The organism is Streptomyces sp. NPDC093064 (assembly GCF_044754605.1).
Taxonomy (GTDB): Bacteria; Actinomycetota; Actinomycetes; order Streptomycetales; family Streptomycetaceae; genus Streptomyces.
The window spans coordinates 189,961-213,501 of sequence record NZ_JBIVPK010000002.1; the positions used below are offsets into that span (position 1 = coordinate 189,961).

Sequence of the window (23,541 nt, forward strand, 5' to 3'; positions counted from 1 at the left end):
ACTCCGAGGAGCCCCATGCCCCGTAGAGCTGTCGTCATCGGTGCCGGACTGGCCGGCATGCTGGCCGCGGCGGTGCTGTCCGGCGTCGTGGACGACGTGGTCGTAGTGGACCGCGACGACCTGCCCGAGGGGCCGGAGCACCGCCGGGGGCTGCCGCAGGGGCGCCACGCCCATCTGCTCATGGCCGGTGGCCTGGCCGCCATGGAGGAGCTGATACCGGGCGGGAGCATCCGGGAGCGGCTGCTGGCCGCGGGCGCCCGGGAGATACCACTGGGCCACGGCATGGTGGCCCTGACCCCCGAAGGCTGGCTGCGGCGCTGGCGGCACGACGGACCGCGGATGCTCAGCTGCACCCGCGCCCTGCTGGACTTCACGGTCCGCTCCACCGTCCTCGCCCACACCGGGACGGTGATCCGCAAGGCGCAGGCGGTCGGCCTGGCGGGCGACGCGGGGCGCGTGCGCGGTGTCCGCGTCGCCACCCCCGCCGCCGAGGAGGTGCTGGCCGCGGACTTCGTGGTCGACGCGAGCGGGCGCGGTTCACGGGTGGTGACCTGGCTCCGGGAGCTCGGGATCTCCGGGGTGCGGGAGCGCGGCGTGGACGCCGGGCTGGTCAACGCCACACGCGTGTACCGCACGCCCGCCGGGGCCGAGCAGTTCCCGCTGACGATGGTGCAGGCGAACCCGTACGCGGGCCGGCCGGGCCGCAGCGGCATGGTGCTGCCGATCGAGGGCGACCGCTGGATGGTCAGCCTCGCCGGCACGCGGGGCGGTGAGCCGCCGGCGGACCCCGACGGGTTCCTGCGGTACGCCCTCGATCTGCCGTCCCCCATCGTCGGCCGGCTCGTCTCCGGCGCCGAACCCCTCACCGACGTGCACATCAGCCGCAGCACCAGCAACGCGCGCCGCTACCTGGAGAAACTGCCGCGGTGGCCGGAGGGCTTCGTGGCGCTGGGCGACGCGGTGGCCACCTACAACCCGGCGTACGGACAGGGCATGTCGGTGGCCGCGCTCGGTGCCCGGCTGCTGCGCGACGAACTGCGCCGCTCCGGCCCGGACGCGCCCGGCCTCGCCCGCCGTGTGCAGCGCGGCGCCGCCCAATCGGTCGACGCGGCCTGGGCGGCCGCGGTCGGCCAGGACGTCTGGTACCCGAACAGCCGCGGCGCCTCGCCCGGAGCCGCCGACCGCCTGGTCACCTCCTACAGCCGCCGTCTGACACGGGCGGCCACCGGCTCCTACCGGGCCGCGGCCGCCCTCTGGGAGGTCACCAGCCTCCGCACCGGGCCGCAGCGCCTCCTCCGCCCTGACACCCTCCTCGACGTCCTGAACGGCCCTCTGCTCCCCCCGCTGGCGGGTCCCCCGCTGACCCCGGCCGAGCGCAAGATCCTGGAGGGACTGGACCGGACGAACACCTGACCAGGCCCGACCGCCGAAGCGGGCCGACGGGATCAGCCCGCGAAGGCGGGTTGGACCAGGCCCTGGCCCGCGTCGGGGACGACGAGGAGTGAGCCCGCCAGCGGGTGGGGGGCGGCCAGGCCCGTGCGGGCCGTGGTGACGTAGAGGTCGGTCAGGCCGGGGCCGGCGAAGGCGCAGGCCGTCGGGCGGGAGACGGGGAGGGCGAGTACGCGGTCCAGGGTGCCGGCAGGGGTGTACCGGCGGATCGCGGCGCCGTCCCACAGGGCCACCCAGACACAGCCGTCGGCGTCGACGGTGAGGCCGTCCGGGAAGCCGGCGCCCTCCTCCACCTGGGCCAACGGCCGCCTGCCCGTGATCCGCTGGCCGTCGAAGTCGAAGACGTCGACGCGGCGGGTCGGTGAGTCGACGTAGTACATCAGGCGGCCGTCGGGGCTCCAGCCGGTGCCGTTGCTCACCGCCACGGCGGGCAGCACCACCTCGGCCGTGCCGTCGCCGGTGAGGCGGGACAGGGTGCCGCCGCCCGGGGCCTCGTCGTAGCGCATGGTGCCGGCCCACAGGGAGCCGTCGGGTGCCACGGCGGCGTCGTTGCCGCGCCGGCCGGGAACCGGGTCGTGGTGCAGCCAGCGGAAGGCGCCGTCGGGGTCCGCCAGGCCCACCCCGTCCCGGAGGTTGAGGACGAGCCCACCGCCCGCGCGGGGCTTCGCCGCGCCCACGTGCTGCCCGGTCGTACGGACCGTGCGCCGGCCCGAGGAGGGGTCGTAGCCGTGCACCCGGGAGGAGAGGATGTCGACCCAGATCAGCCGCCCGGCCTCCGGGTCCCAGGTCGGGCCCTCGCCCAGTTCCGCCCGCGCGTGGACGGCGACCTCGTACCCCGTCATGCCGCGCCCCGGTGGCCGAGCCGCTCCGACAGCTCGGCGGCGCCCTTCGCGGCGAGCTGCTCCAGCTCCGCCCGCCGCTCCTGGCTCCAGCGGATCATGGGCACCGAGATGGACAGGGCCGCGACCACCTGCCCGGTGCGGTCGCGGACCGGCGCGGCCACACAACTGACGTCCGGGTTGGACTCGCGACTCTCCACCGCCATGCCCCGCCGCCGGATCTCGCCCAGGGCCTCGCGCAGCGCGGCCGGGTCGGTGATGCTGTTCGGCGTCATCGCGGTCAGTTCGGCGTCGTCCGGGACGCGCGCGCCCAGCTCCTCCTCGGGCAGGGAGGCGAGCAGCATCTTGCCGACCGAGGTGCAGTGCGCCGGGAGGCGGCGGCCGGCGGCGGAGACCATGCGCACCGCGTGCGTGGAGTCCACCTTGGCGATGTAGATGACGTCGGTGTCCTCCAGAATCGCCACGTGCACGGTCTCGTCGCAGGTCTCCGCGACCGAACGGGCGACCTGCTGGCCCTCGGCGGCGAGGTCCAGCTGCTCGGCGTAGCGGCTGCCGAGCTGGTAGGGGCGTACGCCCAGCCGGTAGCGTCCGGGCTGCCCGGTCACGGGGACGATGTACTGGCGGGCGGCGAGCGTGGTGACCAGCTCGTGCACCGTGGTGCGCGGCAGTCGCAGCCTGCGCACTATGTCGGGGGCGGAGAGCGTCCCGTCCCCGTCGAGGAAGAGCTCGAGGATGTCCAGAGCCCGGGTCACGGCAGGTACGAGGCGTCCCACGACCGGCCCCCTCTCTTGATCCAAGTGATCCGAGTGATCCAAGTCTGTGTTCGACATATCAAAAGGCGGTCGGAATGACGAACACAGGCTAGTCACCGCGGATTGCGCGGGCAATGGGTGGGCGCGTGGGCAATTGGGCGGGAAAAGGCCGGGCGGAACGGGGTGGGCGACGATGGATCCCATGACCACGCCCTCCGGAAAGCGCCCCGCCGGCCCCTTCACCCCGCTGGACTTCCAGTTGGTGCTGCTGCGCCGCATGGCCGACCACAACCCGGACCTGGTGGAGGACGCCTGCCGCACGCTGGGCGCCTCCCGCGCGCAGATGCGCGAGGCCAACAAGCGCTGGCAGGCGATGGTCCGCTCACCACGGTCCCGCTCGGCGGCGTCCCGGTACCGCTCGATCCTCGGCGAGCCCGAGTCGACGACCGCCCGCCGTATCGGCGACCTGGACTGCGAGGCCCGCAGCTGGCCCGTCCCGCTCTGGCCCGATCTGCGCCTGGAGGTGCTGGCCGCCCCGGACGGCCGGGTCTGGAACGAGTGGCTGGTGCGCGCCCCGGGGGCCGAGGGACCCGACCTGCGGACCGCGGCCGACCTGACCCCCTGGTCCTGCACGGTCGACGAGGCCGCCCGCGCCTTCGCCCCGGCCCGCCCCCTGGAGGGCACCGCCCCGACCCGCTGGGGCCTGTCCTTCCAGGCCCCGGACGGTCAGGGTGTCCGCCGGGAGGTCGTGGCCGAGTTCACCTGGGGCCTGCTGCAACGGACGCGGATCGGCGGGTGACCCCTCGGGGGCCAGCCGCCCGGCAGCGGCTCAGCCCGCCGCGGCCAGGATCGCCTCTGTCACCGGTGCCACCGACTCCGGATGCAGCCACAGGAACAGGTTCGGCTCCACCAGCTCCAGCTCCATGAGACGGGGTTCGCCGTCCTCCCCATCCACCAGGTCGACCCGGGCGCAGAGCAGCTCGGGAGCGCCGGGCACGGCGGCCAACGCGCGCTCGGCGACGGAGAGTTCGGCCGGAGTCGGGGTCCAGGGCGCGATGCCCGGGTGGGCCGCCTTGCGCTCGTCGTAGGCGACGCCGGGGGCGAGGACGGCGCTCTTGCGGCCGGCGTGCAGCAGGCGTCCGCCGAAGAACTGGAGCGTCCGCTCCCCGCCCGCGTCGATGCGCCGCATGTACGGCTGGACCATGGCCGTGAGCCCTTCGCCGTGCATCCGCGCGAGCTGCCGTACGGCGGTGTCACGCTCGTCGGGCGTGTACCGGGCGGCGAACCGCGCTCCGGCCCCGGACGCCGGTTTGATCACGTACTCGTGGTCGTCGGGCAGATCGGCTGGGTCCCCGGGGGCCAGGTACCGGGTCGGCACGACGGGCACGCCGGCCGTCCCGAGCTGCCCGAGGTACCGCTTGTCGACGTTCCACCGCACGACCTCGACGGGATTGGCCAGCCGCGTCGCCTTCGCGCACCGCTCGGCCCACTCCGTGAACTCCCCCACCCGCCAGCTGTAGTCCCAGGTCGACCGGATCACGGCGAGATCGAACCCGCCCCAGTCGGCCCCGGGGTCGTCCCACGCCACGACCCGCGCCTCGGCCCCGGCCTCCTCCAGCGCCTCCACCAGCACCGGAAGGTCCGGGTCGTCGCTGATACCGGGCGCGGGCCGGCAGGTGACGAGCGCGATGCGGGGCACGGCGGGGCTCCATCCGCGTAGTTCCTCGTGGATCCGCGCAGATCCGCGCAGATCCTGGTACGAGGCTTCGAACAGTGACGGGCCCGCAGGCTAACAACCTCCCGCGTCGGCGCGTACGGTCGCCCCTGGTGCAGGAACGGGGTCACCGGCGCCGGCCAGTCGATCCGTACGAGAGTCGCAGAGTCGCAAGGAGTCCCTTACGTGTCCAATCAGGACGGGGGACGGTCCTCCTGCCCGACCCCCACCGCCCGGACGACCTCCTGCCGTACCGAACCGCCCCGGTCGTCGCCCGCGGTGGCCCGCAGCGAGACGGAGGCGGCTCCGCGCGGCACCGACAGGGTTCCGCGCCAGGAGGCGTGCCCGCCGGTGAGCGGGACCGGCCGCCAAGTCGCGCCCTCGTCGTAGGACACCTCGAGGCCGGCGTCGTCGACGGTGCCGGTGCCGGTGGCGCCCGCCACGTACCGCGCGCGGACGCCGACCGGCACCCGGCCGCCGCCGCGCAGGTCGCCCGCGAGGTCGGTGCCGATGTCGAAGGCGAGGTTGATCAGGGGCAGGGTGGTCCAGTGGTCCTCGGGGGTGGCCGACGAGCGGAACGTCCACTCGGCGTGCCCCCGCGTGGCGAGCCGCCACCTGCCGGCGTCCAGCGCCGTGTCCGTGACAAGCCGGTACGTGTGCTCGTCCGGGGCCGCGTCCGCCACGTACCCGGCCGCGCCCGTGCGCCGGTCGGCCAACTGCCCGTCCAGGTAGACCGCCGTCGTCTGGGACATGCCGCTGTCCGCGCTCCACACGTCCCCGAAGCCGGTGTGGTCGGGCCCGGAGTCGCCCCAGCCGGGCACGTTGAACTGGAGTAGGCCGCCCGCCCGTTGCTGTCCCCAGTCGAGTCCGGTACCGAGCCAGGGGTGCCAGACCGGCTTGAACCAGTCGAGCACGGGGTGCGTTCCACCCTCGTAGCGGACCTGGCCGCCGCGCTGCTCCAGCGTGCCGTCGCCGACCGTCACCGACTCCTGCCAGTGCTCGCCAGGCCCGGTGGAGACGTAGTCGGTGCGCTCGGCCGGGAGGTCGATCCGCTCCTGGAAGCCGATGCCGACGGGGAAGGTGTCGGTGAGCGCGTACCGGAACTCGCCACCGCTCGTCGGCCGCGCGGCGTGGAACCTGGTCCGGATTGCGGCCAGTTGGCGAGGCCTGGGCGAGTACGTCAGTTCCGTGTCGGGGATCGCTCCGCGATGCCCCTGCGAAAGGTCGTACACGTACGGGGTGTTCCGCGTCCCCGTCATGTCGACGCGACCCGCCGTCCGCAGCCGTGCCGCGTCGGCGGCGTCGACCGTGGCGATCTGGAGGGGGCGGTCGGTGTTGTCGTCGGTGCCCCACCAGGCGCTCAGCCGGCCGGGCAGGTCGTCCGTCACGAACAGGGCCTTCACGCCCGCGTCCTGGGCGGCCCGGGCCAGCGCGGCCGGTTCGGCGGAGTCGGTGAGCCGGGCCAGGACCGCCTTGCCGCGTACGTCCCTGCCGGTGAAGTCCCCGTCGCCGACGTCGACGAGCGGCAGCCTGCTGCGGCCCTCGATCAGCGTGCCGCCGGACTGGACGAGCGCCTCGGCGATGCCCTCGACCTCCAGCGGCGGCTTGCCGAGCCGCCACACGGTCCGGTACTCGAAGGTGCCCCGTGTGACCGGCTCGGTCGGCGCGGCGAAGACGCTGTCGTACGCCACGGGCACCTGGACGGCGCCGAACAGGTCGGAGCCGTCCGCCGTCCGGTCGTACTCCATGAGCAGTTGCCGGGTCTCCGTGCGCCGTCCGGTCTCGGCCCTGATCTCCCGCAGCCGGCGCCCGTCCAGGGTGACCTCGCGGTCCCGGTCCAGCGTGATCTCGGGCGCCGCGAGGAAACCCAGGCCGAGGGAGTCGGCGCCGTGACCGCCGCGTACGTCGAGGAAGGAGGTCAGGCTGTACGTGCCCGGCTCGAGGCGCAGGCGCAGGGTGCCCGAGTCGCCGACGTGCGCGGGGTATTGATCGGCGCCCGCGGCGAGCCGCTGCACGGTGAGGTCGGCGGGCACGGGAGCGCCGTCGCGGTCCTTGACGCGCACGGTGAGCGTGTACCGCTCGTCCTCCTTGACCAGCCCGAACACGGTGTGCGCGACCGGGGTGCCGGATGCGGAGGCCACGATCCGCCCGCTGGTCCTGCCCACCGGCGCCTTGGCCGCGTCTCCCGTCACGGTGGTGGTGGCGGTGCCGTGGGCGGGCACGGTGAGCGCGGAGTCGGCGAGGGTGGCGACGCCGTCCGGGGCGCCCTGGACGGCGAGGCTCAACTCGATTTCGGTGTCTGAGGAGTTGGCGTAGGTGAGGGTCCTGGTCACCGGCTCGTCCGTGTCGTGGGGCCAGCGGTGGAACCCGAGGTCGGCGCTTCCGGTGGCGGTGATCCGCGCGTGCACGGCGTCCGGGACGCTCACCCGGCCCGCCCCCAGCAGGTAGGCGGACGCGTCGAGTTGCCTCGACGTCGACATCAGCGCGTCCTTGATCCGCTCGCCGCTCCAGTCGGGGTGCTGCTGGGCGAGCAGCGCGGCGGCACCGGCGACATGGGGCGTCGCCATGGAGGTGCCGCTCATGGTGGTGTAGGCGCCGCTGCCGGGGGCGAGTCGGGAGCGGGCGGCGAGGATGTCGACGCCGGGCGCCGCGAGGTCGGGTTTGAGGGCGTTGTCGCCCGTGCGGGGCCCGGCGCTGGTGAAGTAGGCGGCCCGGTCGGAGGGGTCGACAGCGCCGACGGTGAGGGCGGCGTCGGCGGCGCCGGGCGAGTCGATGGAGGAGGGGGCGCCGGTGTTGCCCGCGGCGACCACGAAGAGGGCGCCGGTCTCCCGGGAGAGGGTGTCGAGGGCCCGCGCCATGGGATCGGTGCCGTCGCTGGGCTCGCTGGAGCCGAGGCTCATGGAGACGATCCGCGCGCGCACGTCCCGGGCGGCCCACTCCATCCCGGCGATGATCTGCGACTCGCTGCCCGACCCCTGGTCGCCGAGCACCTTGCCGACGGCGAGGGTGGCGTCCGGGGCGACCCCCTTCTCCTCGCCGCCGGAGGCCGCGCCGCTGCCGCCGACGGTGGAGGTCACATGGGTGCCGTGGCCGTTGCGGTCGGCGGCGTCCTCGCCGTCCACGAAGTTCCTGGTGGCGGCGACCCGTCCGGCGAGGTCGGGGTGGGAGGTGTCGACGCCGGTGTCGAGGACGGCGACGGTGACGCCCTTGCCGGTCAGACCGGACGCCCAGGCCTCGCGGGTGCCGATCTGCGCGTTGCTCTCGGCCATGTCGGCGGTGACCCGCCCGTCGAGCCACACTTTGTCGATGCCGCCGGACGGGGTGCCGTGCCCGGTGAACTCCCGCCAGAACACCCGCCCCTTGGCGGCCTCCACGGCGGCCCCGCGCACACTGGCGAGACTCCGGGTCCGCGCCGTCCCGCGCGGGGTCGCCGCCCGAACTCCCTTGCCGTAGGTCACGATCAGCGGCAGCTCGCCGGTGCGGGCGTCCGCGAGCCCCTGCCGTAACAGCGTGTCCACGTCGAACAGCCGCCGGTCCAGCCGGCCCGCCCGCAGATACGGCAGGGCCTCGTCCGGTACGACGCTCAGGACGCCACCCGCCGTCTGGGTGCGCACGGCACCCGTGGCGCCCTGGGGCCGGCGCACCGTGACGGTCCTCTTCCCGCCGCCGAGGTCGGTGACGGTGACCTTGTCGCCGGTGACGAGGGTGACGGCGCGGGCGCCGCCCGGGGCGGGCGCCGGGAGATCGGGCGGCCCCGCGGACTGCCGCGCCGCCGCCGGTCCGGCCGGCAGCAGGGCGACCACGAGCCCGGCCGACACAAGGGCCGCTCTCCGTCCGGGGGGTCCTGCGCGCATCCTGCCTCTCCTCTCCACGCCACACGTCCTCGGTGCTGCGAAGAGTGGCAGAACCCTTGTGTGGCAGGGGAGTTGGAAGGGGAAAGCAAATCGGCGCCTGGCGGGTTCCCGCCAGTGGGACAGGCCCCGACCGTCGGCGTAGGGAGAGCCGCCCATGTGTCCTTGACGCTCACTCCTTACGCGTAGAGCGCCGGAATCCACCCGTCCAGCGGCACCCCGCCCGGCCCCCTTGAACAGGCGCCCGCTCCGCCGCGCCCGCACGATGCCAGGGAGGCCGCCGCCCGGTGGCCGCCACGGTCCGTGCTCTCAGGAGGCTCCGTCATGTCCGCCAGTCTGGAGCAGTTGCGCCGCTGCCACTTCGCCGTCGACCTGGGAGCGGCGCGGACCCGTGTCTATGTCAAGGGCCCCGGGCTCGTCGTCGACCAGCCCTCGGTCGCGGCCGTGAACATCCGTAACGGAGCCCTGATCGCGGTCGGCGAGTTCGCGGAGAGGATGACGGGCCGCACCCCCGCCTACATCCGGGTCGTCCGCCCGGTCTCCGGCGGCACGGTCGTCGACATCGAGATGGCGCAGCGCATGCTGCGGCACCTGCTCGGCGACGGGATGCGCCGCGCCCTGCGCCGCAAGGCGGCCCGGCTGCGGGCCGCCGCCTGCACCCCGCACGACGCCGATCCGCTCGCCCAACGGGCCACGATCGAGACGCTCGTCGGGCTCGGCGCGCGCCGCGTGGAACTCGTCGACACGCTGATCGCCGCCGCCGTCGGCTCCGGGCTGCCCGTGGAGCGGGCCGAGGCCACCATGATCATGATGTGCGGGGCCGCGGCCACCCAGGTGGCCGTCCTCTCGCTCGGCTCGATCGTCGCCGCCGAACGCATTCCCGTCGGCGGGGAGGCCGTCGACCATGCCATCGTGCAACACCTGCGCCTCGCCCACGCGTTGACGCTGCCCAGCCAGTCCCTGCGGCCGCTCCAGATCGCCCTGTCCGGGAACGGGCTCACCCCCTCCGGCCCGGCGTCCACCGAGGTCCACGGGCGGGACGTGGCCACCGGACTGGCCCGGTCCGTGCGGATCGACACCGCCGCCGTACGGGACGCCATCCAGAGGCCGCTGACCGCCGTGCTCGACGGCATCTACAAGGTGCTGCGCGTGTGCCCGCCCGATCTGGTGGCCGACCTCGCCGACCGCGGGATCATGATGGTCGGCGGTTCCGCGCTGCTGCCGGGCCTGGACCAGATGCTGCGCGACGCGACCGGCATGCCGGTGCACATCGCCGAACGCCCCGACGTGTGCGCGATCCAGGGGCTGGGCGCGATGCTGGAGGGCGAGATCGAGCCGCTGGTGCTGAACCCGCTGGGCGCGTAGGCGCGTTGACCGGTCGGGGCGCCGGGGCCCCGGTGGCGGTCAGTCGGCGAACCAGCAGCGGACGGTGGTGCCCTCCGCGCCCGAGTGCACGCGGACCAGGTCGGCGACGAGGTTGACCAGCAGCAGACCGCGGCCGCCGCGCTGCTCGCGGGGGACGGGCCGGCGGCCGGCCAGCGGATCGACCAGGCGGCCCTTGTCCCGCACCTCGCACAGCACGCACCCGTCCTGCGCCCACACCCGCAGCTCACCCGAACCGCCGCCGTGCACCACGCTGTTGGTGGTCAGCTCGGCCACGGACAGGCCCAGGTCCTCCAGTCGGGCGGCCGCGGGCCCGAGCCGCGCGCCCTCGGCGACGGCGACGTGCCGGGCCTGCGACAGCGTCTGCTCCGTGAAGGAGAACGACAGCGCGTCCGGCACCGGCGGCAGCGGCTCGTTGTACCGGGCGACGACCTGCTCGGGGGCGTAGGCGGCGCTCTCCCGCTGCCCGGCGGCACCCGCGGGGATGACCACGGGGTGGGTGGCGCGCGCGTCGGCGAGGGCCCGTCCGCCGAGGCGGGCAGCGTCGTACGGGCACAGGATGGTGACCTCGCGGCCCTGGAAGGCCGCGTTGATCAGTGCCTCGTGCTGGGCGCAGGCCGGGTATTCGACGGGCGTACGGCCGACCCAGACCGGCTCGCCGATGATCCGCACCCGGCGACCGGGCGGCTGGGCGTCGGCGAAGGCGCGCAGTACCGCGGGGATGATCCGGCCCGGGTTGCGCCCGACCTCGCGCATGTCGAGCAGCCGTACGGACCCGGCGTCGGCGCCCAGACCGGTCTCGATCAGCCGGAGGTTGTCGCCGGGGACGGCCACCGCGACCGGTTCGCCCGACTCCAGTCCTTCGCGCACGAAGGGCACGGTGCCCGCGAGGTACTCCCGCTCGTCCCGGTAGAACAGGGCGGGGTGGACGAAGGGTTCCGCCGCAGTCGCGGTCATGCCGTCGACACCTCCATCCCCGGCAGCTCGGGCCAGAACATCTCCGTTGCCCCCGGACGCGACGCCCCCTGTCCTCCGCCCATCCGGCACCTGTGTCTTACGCGTACCCACTGCATCCCCGACAAGGCCCGTTCCCGGGCGCGTGTAGTCGTCCGGGGAGGGGGCAGGCGCAGGGCAGCACCGCCGAGGTTCCGTGGCTCCGCAGCGCCGCGGCGTGCGTCGGGCACGGGCCGGCCGGGGCGACGGGAAACGCAGCGTCACGAGGACGCGCGAGGGCTGCCGAGGACGGACGGGGCGGGGACATGGCCGCAGTGGCATCACGATCTCACGCACGACGGCGGAGCGCCCCGGCCGGCACGCTCACCGTCGGCGTCCGCACGGACCCGGTGGCCGACCGGACGTCGCTCACCGCGCGCGGGGAGCTGGTGCACGGCTGCGCGGAGGCCCTGGCCCAGGCGTTGACCGCGCTGCCGCCGGACGTCGGCCGGGTCGATCTGGACGTGTCCGGGGTGACGTTCATGGACACCGCCGGACTGGAACTCCTGGACAGCCTCGACGACCACGGCCGGCGTCCCCCGGTCCGGGTGACCGCGACCGGCTGGACGGGCCGGCCGCGCCGCGTCCTGGAGCTGACCGGCCTGGACACCACGGACCCGCCGCACCCGTCGGCCGGCGCCGCGGGACCGGAGCCGCCCGCGCCGCCGGTCACCTCCGCGGTGGCCCTGGAGCGGACGGAACGGCTGCTCCAGCTTCAGGCAGAGGTCGAACAGCTCCGCCGGGCCATCTTCTCGCGCCCGGTGATCGACCAGGCCCGCGGCGTCCTGATGGCCACCCACGCGTGCACCGCGGAACAGGCCTGGGGCGTCCTCCGGGAGGCCTCCCAGCGCTCCAACACCAAGCTGCACGCGGTGGCCGCCGCGATCACCGCGGGCGCGCGCGACGACGGCCCCGCACCGCCGCGGAAGATCCGCTCGGCGCTGCGCACCGCGCTCGCGCGGCACACCGGCCCGGACACACCCCGGCACGGAGACGGCACGGACGCACCGCGGACACGGTGACGGCCCGGCTACCGGGGTACCCGATATGCGGACGAGTGACCAGTCCCGTCCGCAGGAGTCACCACCATGAGAGAGCACACCCCATCCCAGGCCGAGGGCGAACGCGACGACGAGGACACGCAGCGCGCCGCAGGACCGCCGGACACGCCGTACCCGACCCCTTCCCAGGCCGAGGGCGACCGCGACGATCTGCCGGAGACCGCCGACCCCGCCGACGACCGTTCCTGAGCAGCCCGTCAGTAGCCCGTCCGCGCCTGCCGTTGCTCCGGCCGAGTGCAAAACGGGCCAACACGCGCCGAAGGCCCCCGGATCCAGTTCCGGGGGCCACAGACTTGCTGGGAGTGACCCGCGAAACCGCTGGTCACATCGATTCTGCGCGGGTAGCGCCTGGTGGGGCGGGTGGGACTCGAACCCACGGCCGACGGATTATGAGTCCGCTGCTCTAACCGGCTGAGCTACCGCCCCGTTGCGGCGCGTCGCGTACAAGTGTGCGCGCCGTCTGCCGCAGCATAGCCGCTCATACGATCTCCTGCTTCGGATGGTCGTCTTCCGCGGCTGTTCACGACCTTGAGGACTTCACCGCGGCCGCGGCGGTTCCCCGGGGACATGAAACCGGACATGAAAAAGGACCCCGAAGGGTCCTCGTTCAGCATGCTCCCCCGACTGGACTCGAACCAGTAACCTGCCGGTTAACAGCCGGCTGCTCTGCCAATTGAGCTACGGAGGACCGAGCTCCCCCGACTGGACTCGAACCAGTAACCTGCCGGTTAACAGCCGGCTGCTCTGCCAATTGAGCTACGGAGGAATGCCTCGTTGCATCGAACGCACCTCCCTGGGTATCCGCCAGGGGGCGCGCGCTCGCTGCGACACATACATTAGCGCAAGCAGGGGGGTGCTCCGCCAATCGGTTCTCCCCGGCTGTGACCTCGAGGCAAGGGAAGGGTGGCCGCCATGCGTTACCGGCTCACGTTCATCGCAGGGATCGCCGTGGGTTACGTGCTGGGCACGAGGGCCGGACGTGAGCGCTACGAGCAGCTGAAGAAGTCCGCCCGTCAGATCGCCCAGAACCCCGCCGTGCGCAACACCGCCGAGACCGCGGCGCAGCAGGGCCGGCAGTTCGCGGGCAAGGCCTACCACACGGTCAGCGAGAAGGTCGGCGACCGCGTTCCCGAATCGGTCGCCCAGCGGGTGCGCTCCCTGCGCGCCCACACCAACGGCAGCGGCGAGGACGACTGGGGCACCAGCAACACGTGAGCGGCCCGCGCCGGCGAGACCGCGCGCACCCCCCGCGACGCCGGGGCGACCGCGGCCCGAGCAAGCGCGGCAGTACGGCAGAATTTTCGCCATGGGGATAGTCGCCGGGTTGGACAGTTCGCCCGATTTCACTCGTATCGTCGTTTGTGACGCGGACACGGGGTCCGTACTCAGGCAGGGATATGCGCCACATCCGGTGGAGGCCCCGGAGGGCAGCGGGCGCTCCGCCGACGTCGATCCGCAGGCCTGGCTGCTGTCGCTCGGGGAGGCCGCGGGCGGCGGACTCCTGGAGGGCGTGCAGGCGATCGGCGTCTCCGCGCAGCAGAACGCGCTGATCCCGATCGACGCCCAGGGCGCCACCGTGCGGCCCGCGCTGGTCGGCGGCGACCGGCGGGCGCAGGTCGCCGCGGCCGACCTGATCGACGCGCTCGGCGGCCGGGAGGCCTGGGCGCAGGCGGTCGGCTGCGTGCCGCAGGCCCCGCTGCCGGTGACCAAGCTGCGCTGGTTCGCCAAGAACGAGCCCGAGGCCGCCGGGCGCACGGCGCTCCTGCTCCAGGCGCACGACTGGCTGGTGTGGCAACTGCTCGGGCGGCCGATGCGCCGCACCACCGACCGCGGCGGCGCCTCCGGCACCGGCTACTGGTCCGCCGCCACCGGCGCCTACCGGTCCGACCTGGTCGAGCTGGCGCTCGGCCGGCAGGCCGCGCTGCCCGAGGTGATCGGCCCCGCCGAGGCGGCCGGCACCACCCCGGAGGGGCTGCTGATCTCGGCCGGGACCGGGGAGACCATGGCCGCCGCCTTCGGACTGGGACTGGGCCGGGGCGACGCGGTCGTCTCCCTCGGCGCCTCCGGTTCCGTGATGGCCGTTCACCCCGAGGCGCTCGTCGACCAGACCGGGATGATCACCTCGCTCGCCGACGCCACCGGCATGCACCTGCCGGTCGTGACCACGCTGAACGCTGTGCGGGCGCTGCGCGGCACCGCCGAACTGCTGGGCGTGCCCGACCTGGAGGGCCTGTCGGACCTGGCGATGAAGTCGACGCCGGGCTCGCACGGACTGGTGCTGCTGCCCTATCTGGAGGGCGAGCGGACGCCCAGCCTGCCGCACACCGCCGGGATGCTCGCCGGACTCCGGCGCGAGTCGATGAAGCCGGAGCATGTGGCACGGGCCGCGTTCGAGGGCATGCTGTGCGGGCTCGCGGACGCGCTCGACGTGCTGCGCGGCCGGGGCGTGGAGGTGCGCCGCGTCTTCCTGCTCGGCCCCGCCGCGGAGCTGTCCGCCGTACAGGCCGTGGCGCCCTCGGTGTTCGGCGCGCAGGTCGTCGTACCGCAGCCGGCCGACTACGCCGCGATCGGCGCCGCCCGGCAGGCCGCCTGGGCGCTCGGCGCCTCCCAGGGGACCCTGGACCCGCGCACCCCGCCGGCCTGGCAGGGCGCGGTGGCCCAGATCCTTGAGCCCGGCGAGGATCTGGCGGTGGGCCAGGCGGTGCGCCAGCAGTACGTGTCGGTGCGTGAGCAGGTTCACCCCGGGGCCTTCCAGGGGTGACGACCGCCCCACGAGCCTTTTTGTCCGCACAAGCCTTTTCCGGCTTATCAGACATAAGGGGCGGTCATATTGTCCGCAACGTGCATCCTTACGGGGGCGTTTGGGGCATAACGGTTCACTCGTGCGATGGGTCCGACGACTCGGGGTCAACGGACGACCCGGCCCCGGTCGTTGACCCGCGGTCGAGATAATCGGTTGAGGTAACGCGGGTGGAGTGTTCGACGATAGGTGCCAGGGGACATCGACTGCCCCCACCGCCGACTCCGAGAGACCCAGCGTGCTCATTCGACTCCTGCGGACCTATCTCAGGCCCTACAAGAAACCCATAGCCCTCCTGGTGTTGCTGCAGTTCCTGCAGACCTGCGCCACGCTCTACCTGCCCACCCTGAACGCCCACATCATCGACAACGGTGTGGTGAAGGGGGACACCGGTTACATCCTGACGTTCGGCGCCGTGATGATCGGCATCTCACTGGCGCAGGTCGTGTGCAACATCGGTGCCGTCTACTACGGCGCCCGCACGGCATCGGCGCTCGGCCGGGACGTACGGGCGGCCGTGTTCGACCGTGTGCAGTCCTTCTCGGCCCGCGAGGTCGGCGGCTTCGGGGCGCCCTCCCTCATCACCCGGACGACGAACGACGTGCAGCAGGTCCAGATGCTGGCCCTGATGACGTTCACCCTGATGGTGTCGGCGCCCATCATGTGTGTGGGCGGTGTCGTCCTGGCCCTCGGCCTGGACGTGCCGCTGTCCGCGGTGCTGGTCGCCGTCGTCCCCGTGCTCGGCATCAGCGTGACCCTGATCGTGCGCCGGCTGCGTCCGCTGTTCCGGTCCATGCAGACCCGCCTGGACACCGTGAACCGGGTGCTGCGCGAGCAGATCACCGGCAACCGCGTGATCCGCGCCTTCGTCCGCGACGAGTACGAGAAGGACCGCTTCCGCAGAACCAACGGGGACCTGACGGAGATGTCGCTGGCCACCGGCCGGCTGCTCGCGCTGATGTTCCCGATCGTGATGACGGTGGTGAACCTGTCGTCCATCGCCGTGGTGTGGTTCGGCGCCCACCGCATCGACAGCGGCGGGATGCAGATCGGCGACCTGACCGCGTTCCTCGCCTATCTGATGCAGATCGTGATGTCCGTGATGATGGCCACCTTCATGTTCATGATGGTGCCGCGCGCGGAGGTGTGCGCCGAGCGCATCCAGGAGGTCCTGGACACCGAGTCCAGCGTCGTGCCGCCCGTCGCGCCCGTGACCGAGCTGCGCCGCCACGGCCATCTGGAGATCCGCGGCGGCGGCTTCCGCTACCCGGGCGCCGAGGAGCCCGTCCTGAAGGCCATCGACCTGCTCGCCCGCCCCGGCGAGGTGACCGCCGTCATCGGCTCGACCGGCAGCGGCAAGTCCACCCTGCTCGGTCTGGTGCCCCGGCTGTTCGACGCGACCGACGGGGAGGTCCTCGTCGACGGCGTGGACGTACGCACCGTGGAACCGGAGCTGCTCGCCAAGACGGTCGGCCTGGTGCCGCAGAAGCCGTACCTGTTCGCGGGCACCGTGGCGACCAACCTGCGCTACGGCAATCCGGACGCCACCGACGAGGAGCTGTGGCACGCGCTGGAGGTGGCGCAGGCCAAGGACTTCGTCAGCAAGCTGGAGAACGGCCTGGACGCGCCGATCGCCCAGGGCGGCACCAACGTCTCCGGCGGCCAGCGCCAGCGCCTGGCCATCGCCCGCACCCTGGTGCAGCGCCCGGAGATCTACCTCTTCGACGACTCCTTCTCGGCCCTCGACTACGCCACCGACGCGGCCCTGCGGGCGGCGCTGGGGCGCGAGACCTCCGAGGCGACCGTCGTCATCGTCGCCCAGCGCGTGGCGACCATCCGCGACGCCGACCGGATCGTCGTCCTGGACGAGGGACGGGTCGTCGGCACCGGCCGCCACCGCGAGCTGATGGCGGACAACGAGACCTACCGGGAGATCGTGCTCTCCCAGCTGACGGAAGCGGAGGCTGCCTGATGGCCGGGCCGATGGGGCGGATGATGTCCGGGGGCGGGCCCGACAACCGCTCGATGGACTTCAAGACGTCGAGCAAGCGGCTCATCACCCAGTTCAGACCCGAACGGATCACGCTCGCCGCCCTGGTGCTGTGCGTGGTCGTGAGCGTCACGCTCAGCGTGATCGGGCCGAAGATCCTCGGCAAGGCCACCGACCTGGTCTTCGCGGGGATCGTCGGCCGGCAGATGCCGGCCGGGGCGACCAAGGACGAGGTCCTCGCCTCCATGCGGGAGCGCGGCCAGGGCTCGATCGCCGACATGCTGAAGAGCACCGACTTCACCCCCGGCAAGGGCATCGACTTCGGTGCCGTCGGCGAGGTCCTGCTGTTCGCGCTGGGTACGTTCCTGGTGGCCGGCCTGCTGATGGCGGTGGCGACCCGGCTGGTGAACCGGTCGGTGAACCGGACCATGTTCCGGATGCGCGAGGACGTGCAGACGAAGCTGTCGCGGCTGCCGCTGTCGTACTTCGACAAGCGCCAGCGCGGCGAGGTGCTGTCCCGCGCCACCAACGACATCGACAACATCGGGCAGACGCTGAACCAGTCGATGGGCCAGCTGATCAACTCGGTGCTGACCATCATCGGCGTGCTCGTCATGATGTTCTACGTCTCCTGGATCCTGGCGCTGGTCGCGCTGGTGACCGTGCCGCTGTCGTTCGTCGTCGCCACGCGCGTGGGCAAGCGGTCGCAGCCGCACTTCGTGCAGCAGTGGCGCTCGACGGGCCAGCTCAACGCGCACATCGAGGAGATGTACACCGGGCACACCCTGGTGAAGGTGTTCGGGCGCCAGGAGGAGTCGGCGAAGCAGTTCGCCGAGCAGAACGAGGCGCTGTACGAGGCCGGTTTCAAGGCGCAGTTCAACAGCGGCGTCATGCAGCCGCTGATGATGTTCGTCTCGAACATCAACTACGTGCTGGTGGCCGTCGTCGGCGGTCTCCGGGTCGCGTCGGGCACGCTGTCCATCGGTGACGTGCAGGCCTTCATCCAGTACTCGCGGCAGTTCTCGATGCCGCTGACCCAGGTGGCGTCGATGGCGAACCTGGTGCAGTCCGGCGTCGCCTCGGCCGAGCGCGTCTTCGAACTGCTGGACGCCGAGGAGCAGACGGCGGATCCGGTGCCGGGCGTGCGGCCCCAGGAGCTGCGCGGGCGGGTCGCGCTGGAGCACGTGTCGTTCCGCTACGACCCGGACAAGCCGCTCATCGAGGACCTGTCGCTGACGGTGGATCCGGGCCACACGGTCGCGATCGTCGGTCCGACCGGCGCGGGCAAGACCACGCTGGTCAACCTGCTCATGCGGTTCTACGACGTCACCGGCGGGCGCATCACGCTCGACGGCATCGACATCGGGAAGATGTCGCGTGACGAACTGCGGTCCGGGATCGGCATGGTGCTCCAGGACACCTGGCTGTTCGGCGGCACCATCGCGGAGAACATCGCCTACGGCGCCTCCCGCGAGGTCACCCGCGGCGAGATCGAGGAGGCGGCGCGGGCCGCGCACGCCGACCGGTTCGTCCGTACGCTGCCCGACGGCTACGACACCGTGATCGACGACGAGGGCTCCGGGGTGAGTGCCGGTGAGAAGCAGCTCATCACCATCGCTCGGGCGTTCCTGTCCGACCCGGTGATCCTCGTCCTGGACGAGGCGACCAGCTCGGTCGACACCCGTACCGAGGTGCTGATCCAGAAGGCGATGGCCAAACTCCAGCACGGCAGGACGTCGTTCGTCATCGCGCACCGGCTCTCCACGATCCGGGACGCGGACACGATCCTCGTCATGGAGAACGGCTCCATCGTGGAGCAGGGCGCCCACGACGAGCTGCTGGCGGCCGACGGGGCGTACGCGCGCCTGTACAAGGCGCAGTTCGCGCAGGCGGTCGCCGAGGTCGACTGACCGGCGTGCCGCCGTCGCGGGGCCGCTCGCCCGGGGTGAGCGGCCCTGGGGCCTGTCCGCCGGACAGGCCCCAGGTCAGTCCAGGTAACCGCGGAGCTGGTCGGCGAAGGCGTGGTCGCGCAGCTTGTTGAGGGTCTTGGACTCGATCTGGCGGATCCGCTCCCGCGTCACGCCGAAGAGGCGTCCTATCTCCTCCAGCGTGCGCGGGCGCCCGTCCACGAGCCCGTACCGCAGCTGCACGACCTTGCGCTCTCGCTCCCCCAGCGTGGACAGCACGGCCTCCAGGTGCTCGCGCAGCAGCAGGAACGCCGCCGACTCCACGGGCGAGGCGGCGTCGCCGTCCTCGATCAGGTCACCGAGGGCGACCTCGTCCTCCTCGCCGACCGGGGCGTGCAAAGAGACCGGCTCCTGGGCGAGCCGCAGGACCTCGCTCACCCGCTCGGGCGGCAGGTCGAGGTGGGCGGCGACCTCCTCGTGGGCCGGCTCGTAGCCCCTCTCCTGGAGCATCCGCCGCTGCACCCGCACGACCCGGTTGATGAGTTCGACGACGTGCACGGGCACGCGGATGGTGCGGGCCTGGTCGGCCAGGGCCCGGGACATGGCCTGGCGGATCCACCAGGTGGCGTAGGTGGAGAACTTGTAGCCGCGGGCGTAGTCGAACTTCTCCACGGCCCGGATGAGCCCGAGGTTGCCCTCCTGTACGAGGTCGAGCATGGTGAGCCCCCGGCCGACGTACCGCTTCGCCACGGACACCACGAGCCGCAGGTTGGCCTCGATGAGCCGGCGCTTGGCCATCCGGCCGAGGACCACGATCCGGTCCAGGTCCAGAGCGAGCCGGCTGTCCAGGTCCGGGGTGGTGGTCAGCTTCTCCTCCGCGAACAGGCCGGCCTCCACACGCCGGGCCAGTTCGACCTCCTCGGCCGCGGTGAGCAGCGGGATCCGGCCGATCTCCCGCAGGTACTGGCGGAACAGGTCGGAGGACGGACCCCCGCTCTCGGTGCGGGCGGGAACCGGCTCGGGAAGCTCGGAAGGGGCCTCCGGCTCCGCCTCGGGGTGGTGCGCGCCCCGGCCCTGCGGGGGTACGGCCGCGACGACGTCGGCCTCCCCCAGGTCCGGGTCCGGTCCGGCGAGGCCCGGGCCGGTGGCGATGTCGGTCTGGGTGAGGGTCTGGGTCTGCACGGGGGCGACCTCCAGGATGATCGCTGCTGAGGTGTGCGGCAGCGGTACTAGGGGGGCGGAGTCGGCGGCCTCGCCACCGTCCGTCCCGTACGCGAGGAGCACAGCCGCTCAGATGTGGGACCCGTGGGAGACGGAGCGGCCGCGCGCCGAGGACTCAGGCAACCGGACCCAGTGTGGGGTACGACACATCACCGCCACGAGGGGCGTGCGATGACTTTTTGCGTCCGGTCCGTGACCCGTCGGTTACGCAGACCGTTCGACGGTCGGGCCGACGCTCACAGTGCCGCCGCGCCGCGCACCCGCAGAGCCTGGTCGTACTGCTGAAGGATCCACAACTCGTTCTGGGCGGATGCCAGTTGGGCGGGGTCACCGCCGGTGCCGAGGCGGGCGACCGTGCTCTGGAGATCGCGGATGCGGCGTTCGACCGCGCGGCGGCGGACCGTCACCAGCTGGGCGCCCGCGTAGGCGTCGTCGACCTCCCGGCGGAGCAGGATCGCCTCCACCGCCAGCTCGGTGACCATCGCGCGGACCGTGTCGTCCGGGGCGGCCTCGCGGACGCGGGCCAGGTACTCCTGCGGGTCGCCCACGCCGTACTCGGCGCCGCCCGCGTCCAGGACCGCCTGGCGTACGGCGGCGTAGGACGGGGCCGTGAACTCGTCCACGCCGTAGGCGTCGAAGGCCGGTGAGACCAGCTCCGGGCGCTGCAGGGCGAGTTTGAGCAGTTCGCGTTCGGTGGCGAAGACCGGGTTGCGCAGGTTGAGCGCCGGGCCCCGGGACGCGGGGTGCGTCGGCGCGTGCTCCTGCCGCGGGCCCCGCTGCCGCTGGTCCGGCGCCGGGCCGCGGCCACCGCGCTCGCGTGCCCAGCGGGCCAGCTGGGCCACCCGCTTGACCACGAACTGGGTGTCGAGGATGCCGAGCAGTCCGGCGAGCTGCACCGCGACCTCGTGCTGGGCGCCGCTGTTCTTGATCCGGGCGACGACCGGCGCGGCCTCGTCCAGGGCGCCGGCGCGGCCGGCCGGGGTGTCGAGGTCGTAGCGGGCCACGATCTGGCGCAGCGCGAACTCGAAGAGCGGGGTGCGCGGTTCGACCAGGTCGGCGACCGCCTCGTCACCCTTGGCCAGGCGCAGGTCGCAGGGGTCCATGCCGTCCGGGGCGATCGCGATGTAGGTCTCGGCGGCGAACTTCTGGTCGTCCTCGAAGGCCCGCAGGGCCGCCTTCTGCCCTGCCGCGTCGCCGTCGAAGGTGAAGATCACACGCGCCGAGCCGTTGTCCATCAGCAGCCGGCGCAGGATCTTGATGTGGTCGCCGCCGAACGCCGTGCCGCAGGTGGCGATGGCGATGGGCACGCCGGCCAGGTGACAGGCCATGACGTCGGTGTAGCCCTCGACCACCACCGCGCGGGAGCTCTTCGCGATCTCCTTCTTCGCCAGGTCGATCCCGTACAGCACCTGGGACTTCTTGTAGATCGCCGTCTCGGGGGTGTTGAGGTACTTCGGTCCGTTGTCCGCCTCGTACAGCTTGCGCGCGCCGAAGCCCACCACGTCGCCGCCGATGTCGCGGATCGGCCACATCAGCCGGCCCCGGAAGCGGTCGATGGGGCCGCGGCGGCCCTCCTGGGCGAGGCCGGAGAGGATCAGCTCCTTGTCGGTGAAGCCCTTGCCGCGCAGAAAGCGGGTGAGGTGGTCCCAGCCCTGGGGGCTGTAGCCGACGCCGAAGTGGACGGCGGCGCCCTGGTCGAAGCCGCGCCCGGCGAGGAAGACCCGGCCGGTCTCGGCCTCGGCGGAGCTCGCGAGCTGTTCGGCGTACCAGTCGGCGGCCAGCTTGTGCGCCTCCACCAGGCGGATGCGCTCGCCGCGCTGGTGGGCGGGGTTGTACCCGCCCTCCTCGTAGCGCAGGGTGATGCCGGCCTGGGCGGCCAGCCGCTCGACCACCTCCGAGAAGGAGAGGTGGTCGATCTTCATCACGAACGTGATGGTGTCGCCGCCCTCCTGGCAGCCGAAGCAGTGGAAGAGTCCCTTGCTCGGGCTGACCTGGAAGGACGGCGACTTCTCGTCGTGGAACGGGCACAGGCCCTTGAGGTTGCCGCCGCCCGCGTTCCGCAGCTGGAGGTACTCGGACACCACGGCGTCGATCGGGACCGCGTCCCGTACCGCCTTCACGTCCTCGTCGTTGATCCGTCCTGCCACCCCAGAAGTCTACGGTGGTCCGCGAGGCTCCCGTCCGGCTACGGGGCCAGGCTGTCCAGCGGCACGTGCGGGTCCGCGAGCGCCTCCGTGTCCACGTGTGCCTTCGTGCGGATCAGGCGCTGGATGGGGTCCGTGACGTCCCACACGTTGACGTTCATCCCGGCCAGGACGCGGCCCTCCTTCACCCAGAACGCGATGAACTCGCGCTTTCCGGCGTCCCCGCGGATCACCACCTCGTCGTACGAGCCGGGGGGCGCCCAACCGCTGTACTCCATGCCCAGGTCGTACTGGTCGGTGAAGAAATAGGGCACGCGGTCGTACACGGCCTCCTGGCCGAGCATCGCGCGGGCCGCGGCCGGGCCGCCGTTGAGCGCGTTGGCCCAGTGCTCCACCCGCAGCCGGGTGTCGAACAGCCCGTGCGGGAAGGAGGCCACGTCGCCGGCCGCGTAGATGTCCGGGTCGGACGTGCGCAGCCGCTCGTCCACCATGATGCCGCCGCCGTGGGCGCGGTCGGCCAGCTCCAGGCCCGCCGACTCCGCCAGGGCGAGGCGCGGCGCGGCGCCGATCGCGGCGAGCACGTCGTGGCAGAGGTGCTCCTCGCCGTCGTCGGTCCGGACGGCGAGCACCATGCCGTCCTGCCCGACGATCTCGGTCAGCCGGGCGCCGAAGTGGAAGCGGACGCCGTGCTCGCGGTGCAGGTCGGCGAAGAGCTGGCCCAGCTCGGGGCCGAGCGCGCCGTGCAGCGGGGTGGCGGCCGGCTCGACGACGGTGACCTCGGCGCCGTACTCGCGGGCCGCCGCCGCGACCTCCAGGCCGATCCAGCCGGCGCCCGCGATGACGAGGTGGCCGTTGTCCCGGCCGAGGTGGGTCAGGACGTGCTTGAGGCGCTCGGCGTGGGCGAGGCGGCGCAGGTGGTGGACGCCGGCGAGGTCGGTGCCGGGGATGTCCAGGCGGCGCGGCTCGGCGCCGGTGGCCAGCAGCAGCTTGTCGTAGCGCACATGGGTGCCGTCGTCCCCGTAGTGGACGGTCCTGGCGGCGCGGTCGATCGCGACGACCGTCTGGCCGAGGTGCAGTTCGATGTCGTTCTGCGCGTACCAGGCGGGCTCGTGCACGAAGACGCTGTCGCGCTCCTCCTTGCCGAGCAGGTAGCCCTTGGACAGCGGCGGCCGCTCGTAGGGGTGGTCGCGCTCGTCGCACACGAGGATCACGCGGCCGCTGAAGCCCTCCGCGCGCAGGGTCTCAGCCGCCTTCGCGCCGGCCAGACCTCCTCCGACGATGACGAATGTCTGATCCGCGTCGACCACTTGATGCCTCCTCGTAAGGGTGCCGCCACATGGGAGCGTCCCGCACGGAGCGTGGTGCGGGAAGAGGGAGTGGCCCGATCAGGCCACGGAGGGTCACCTGGGGACCCGGTCGGGGGCCACGGGGTTCACT

17 protein-coding genes and 3 tRNA genes are annotated in these 23,541 nt (G+C 72.8%); 9 read left to right on the top strand and 11 right to left on the bottom strand.

Annotated elements, in window-relative coordinates:
* Positions 1-15 precede the first annotated feature (15 nt).
* On the top strand, positions 16-1,413 hold the full coding sequence (locus tag ACIQFZ_RS03785) for an FAD-dependent monooxygenase (RefSeq protein ID WP_402690531.1): 1,398 nt from the start codon (positions 16-18) through the stop codon (positions 1,411-1,413).
* A 32-nt stretch (positions 1,414-1,445) separates the two neighbouring features.
* On the opposite strand, the gene ACIQFZ_RS03790 is transcribed toward ACIQFZ_RS03785, so the two are convergent.
* The gene (locus tag ACIQFZ_RS03790; protein WP_402690532.1) at positions 1,446-2,291 is read right to left on the bottom strand and encodes an SMP-30/gluconolactonase/LRE family protein; all 846 of its coding nucleotides are present in this window, start codon (positions 2,289-2,291) and stop codon (positions 1,446-1,448) included.
* The gene (locus tag ACIQFZ_RS03795; RefSeq protein ID WP_402690533.1) at positions 2,288-3,061 is read right to left on the bottom strand and encodes an IclR family transcriptional regulator; all 774 of its coding nucleotides are present in this window, start codon (positions 3,059-3,061) and stop codon (positions 2,288-2,290) included. Before ACIQFZ_RS03795 ends, ACIQFZ_RS03790 begins: the two co-directional genes overlap by 4 nt.
* Positions 3,062-3,233: 172 nt before the next feature.
* Here ACIQFZ_RS03795 and ACIQFZ_RS03800 point away from each other — a divergent pair, with 172 nt between their 5' ends.
* Positions 3,234-3,839 (top strand): hypothetical protein, encoded by a 606-nt coding sequence (locus ACIQFZ_RS03800; protein ID WP_365775384.1) that lies wholly within the window; start codon positions 3,234-3,236, stop codon positions 3,837-3,839.
* A 30-nt stretch (positions 3,840-3,869) separates the two neighbouring features.
* Here ACIQFZ_RS03800 and ACIQFZ_RS03805 read toward each other — a convergent pair whose 3' ends face one another.
* Both ACIQFZ_RS03805 and ACIQFZ_RS03810 read right to left on the bottom strand, forming a co-directional pair.
* Positions 3,870-4,739: a RimK family alpha-L-glutamate ligase gene (locus tag ACIQFZ_RS03805; protein WP_402690534.1), complete on the bottom strand. Its 870-nt coding sequence runs from the start codon at positions 4,737-4,739 to the stop codon at positions 3,870-3,872.
* Between the two features lie 209 nt (positions 4,740-4,948).
* The gene (locus ACIQFZ_RS03810) at positions 4,949-8,608 is read right to left on the bottom strand and encodes a S8 family serine peptidase (protein ID WP_402690535.1); all 3,660 of its coding nucleotides are present in this window, start codon (positions 8,606-8,608) and stop codon (positions 4,949-4,951) included.
* 321 nt (positions 8,609-8,929) lie between these two features.
* On the opposite strand from ACIQFZ_RS03810, the gene ACIQFZ_RS03815 reads away from it, so the two are divergent.
* Positions 8,930-9,970, top strand: coding sequence for a rod shape-determining protein (locus ACIQFZ_RS03815; RefSeq protein WP_365424755.1), 1,041 nt, complete (start codon positions 8,930-8,932; stop codon positions 9,968-9,970).
* Between the two features lie 39 nt (positions 9,971-10,009).
* Here ACIQFZ_RS03815 and ACIQFZ_RS03820 read toward each other — a convergent pair whose 3' ends face one another.
* Positions 10,010-10,945: an anti-sigma factor RsbA family regulatory protein gene (locus ACIQFZ_RS03820; protein WP_402690536.1), complete on the bottom strand. Its 936-nt coding sequence runs from the start codon at positions 10,943-10,945 to the stop codon at positions 10,010-10,012.
* Positions 10,946-11,247: 302 nt separating this feature from the next.
* Between ACIQFZ_RS03820 and ACIQFZ_RS03825 the strand changes: the two genes are divergently transcribed.
* Together ACIQFZ_RS03825 and ACIQFZ_RS03830 are read left to right on the top strand one after the other, a co-directional pair.
* The gene (locus tag ACIQFZ_RS03825) at positions 11,248-12,003 is read left to right on the top strand and encodes an ANTAR domain-containing response regulator (protein ID WP_383056929.1); all 756 of its coding nucleotides are present in this window, start codon (positions 11,248-11,250) and stop codon (positions 12,001-12,003) included.
* Positions 12,004-12,069: 66 nt separating this feature from the next.
* Positions 12,070-12,231: a hypothetical protein gene (locus ACIQFZ_RS03830; protein WP_172632976.1), complete on the top strand. Its 162-nt coding sequence runs from the start codon at positions 12,070-12,072 to the stop codon at positions 12,229-12,231.
* Between the two features lie 160 nt (positions 12,232-12,391).
* Here the strand turns inward: ACIQFZ_RS03830 and ACIQFZ_RS03835 are convergent.
* The 3 genes from ACIQFZ_RS03835 to ACIQFZ_RS03845 form a co-directional block, all read right to left on the bottom strand.
* Positions 12,392-12,468: transfer RNA gene (locus ACIQFZ_RS03835), tRNA-Ile, on the bottom strand.
* Between the two features lie 189 nt (positions 12,469-12,657).
* Positions 12,658-12,730: transfer RNA gene (locus ACIQFZ_RS03840), tRNA-Asn, on the bottom strand.
* Positions 12,731-12,735: 5 nt separating this feature from the next.
* Positions 12,736-12,808, bottom strand: a tRNA-Asn gene (locus ACIQFZ_RS03845).
* Positions 12,809-12,954: 146 nt separating this feature from the next.
* On the opposite strand from ACIQFZ_RS03845, the gene ACIQFZ_RS03850 reads away from it, so the two are divergent.
* The 4 genes from ACIQFZ_RS03850 (at position 12,955) to ACIQFZ_RS03865 (ending at position 18,742) form a co-directional block, all read left to right on the top strand.
* Entirely contained in the window at positions 12,955-13,257 is a 303-nt protein-coding gene (locus ACIQFZ_RS03850; protein ID WP_365425555.1) for a YtxH domain-containing protein, read from the top strand.
* A 91-nt stretch (positions 13,258-13,348) separates the two neighbouring features.
* Positions 13,349-14,803 (top strand): FGGY family carbohydrate kinase, encoded by a 1,455-nt coding sequence (locus ACIQFZ_RS03855; RefSeq protein ID WP_383056931.1) that lies wholly within the window; start codon positions 13,349-13,351, stop codon positions 14,801-14,803.
* A 277-nt stretch (positions 14,804-15,080) separates the two neighbouring features.
* Positions 15,081-16,814, top strand: a complete 1,734-nt coding sequence (locus tag ACIQFZ_RS03860) for an ABC transporter ATP-binding protein (RefSeq protein WP_365775379.1) — start codon at positions 15,081-15,083, stop codon at positions 16,812-16,814.
* Entirely contained in the window at positions 16,814-18,742 is a 1,929-nt protein-coding gene (locus tag ACIQFZ_RS03865) for an ABC transporter ATP-binding protein (protein ID WP_383056932.1), read from the top strand. Before ACIQFZ_RS03860 ends, ACIQFZ_RS03865 begins: the two co-directional genes overlap by 1 nt.
* Positions 18,743-18,817: 75 nt before the next feature.
* On the opposite strand, the gene ACIQFZ_RS03870 is transcribed toward ACIQFZ_RS03865, so the two are convergent.
* The 3 genes from ACIQFZ_RS03870 to ACIQFZ_RS03880 form a co-directional block, all read right to left on the bottom strand.
* Entirely contained in the window at positions 18,818-20,023 is a 1,206-nt protein-coding gene (locus ACIQFZ_RS03870) for an RNA polymerase sigma factor (protein ID WP_365775376.1), read from the bottom strand.
* Positions 20,024-20,196: 173 nt separating this feature from the next.
* Positions 20,197-22,107 (bottom strand): DNA primase, encoded by a 1,911-nt coding sequence (gene dnaG, locus ACIQFZ_RS03875; RefSeq protein WP_383056935.1) that lies wholly within the window; start codon positions 22,105-22,107, stop codon positions 20,197-20,199.
* Between the two features lie 38 nt (positions 22,108-22,145).
* On the bottom strand, positions 22,146-23,411 hold the full coding sequence (locus ACIQFZ_RS03880) for an NAD(P)/FAD-dependent oxidoreductase (RefSeq protein ID WP_402690537.1): 1,266 nt from the start codon (positions 23,409-23,411) through the stop codon (positions 22,146-22,148).
* Positions 23,412-23,541 lie beyond the last annotated feature (130 nt).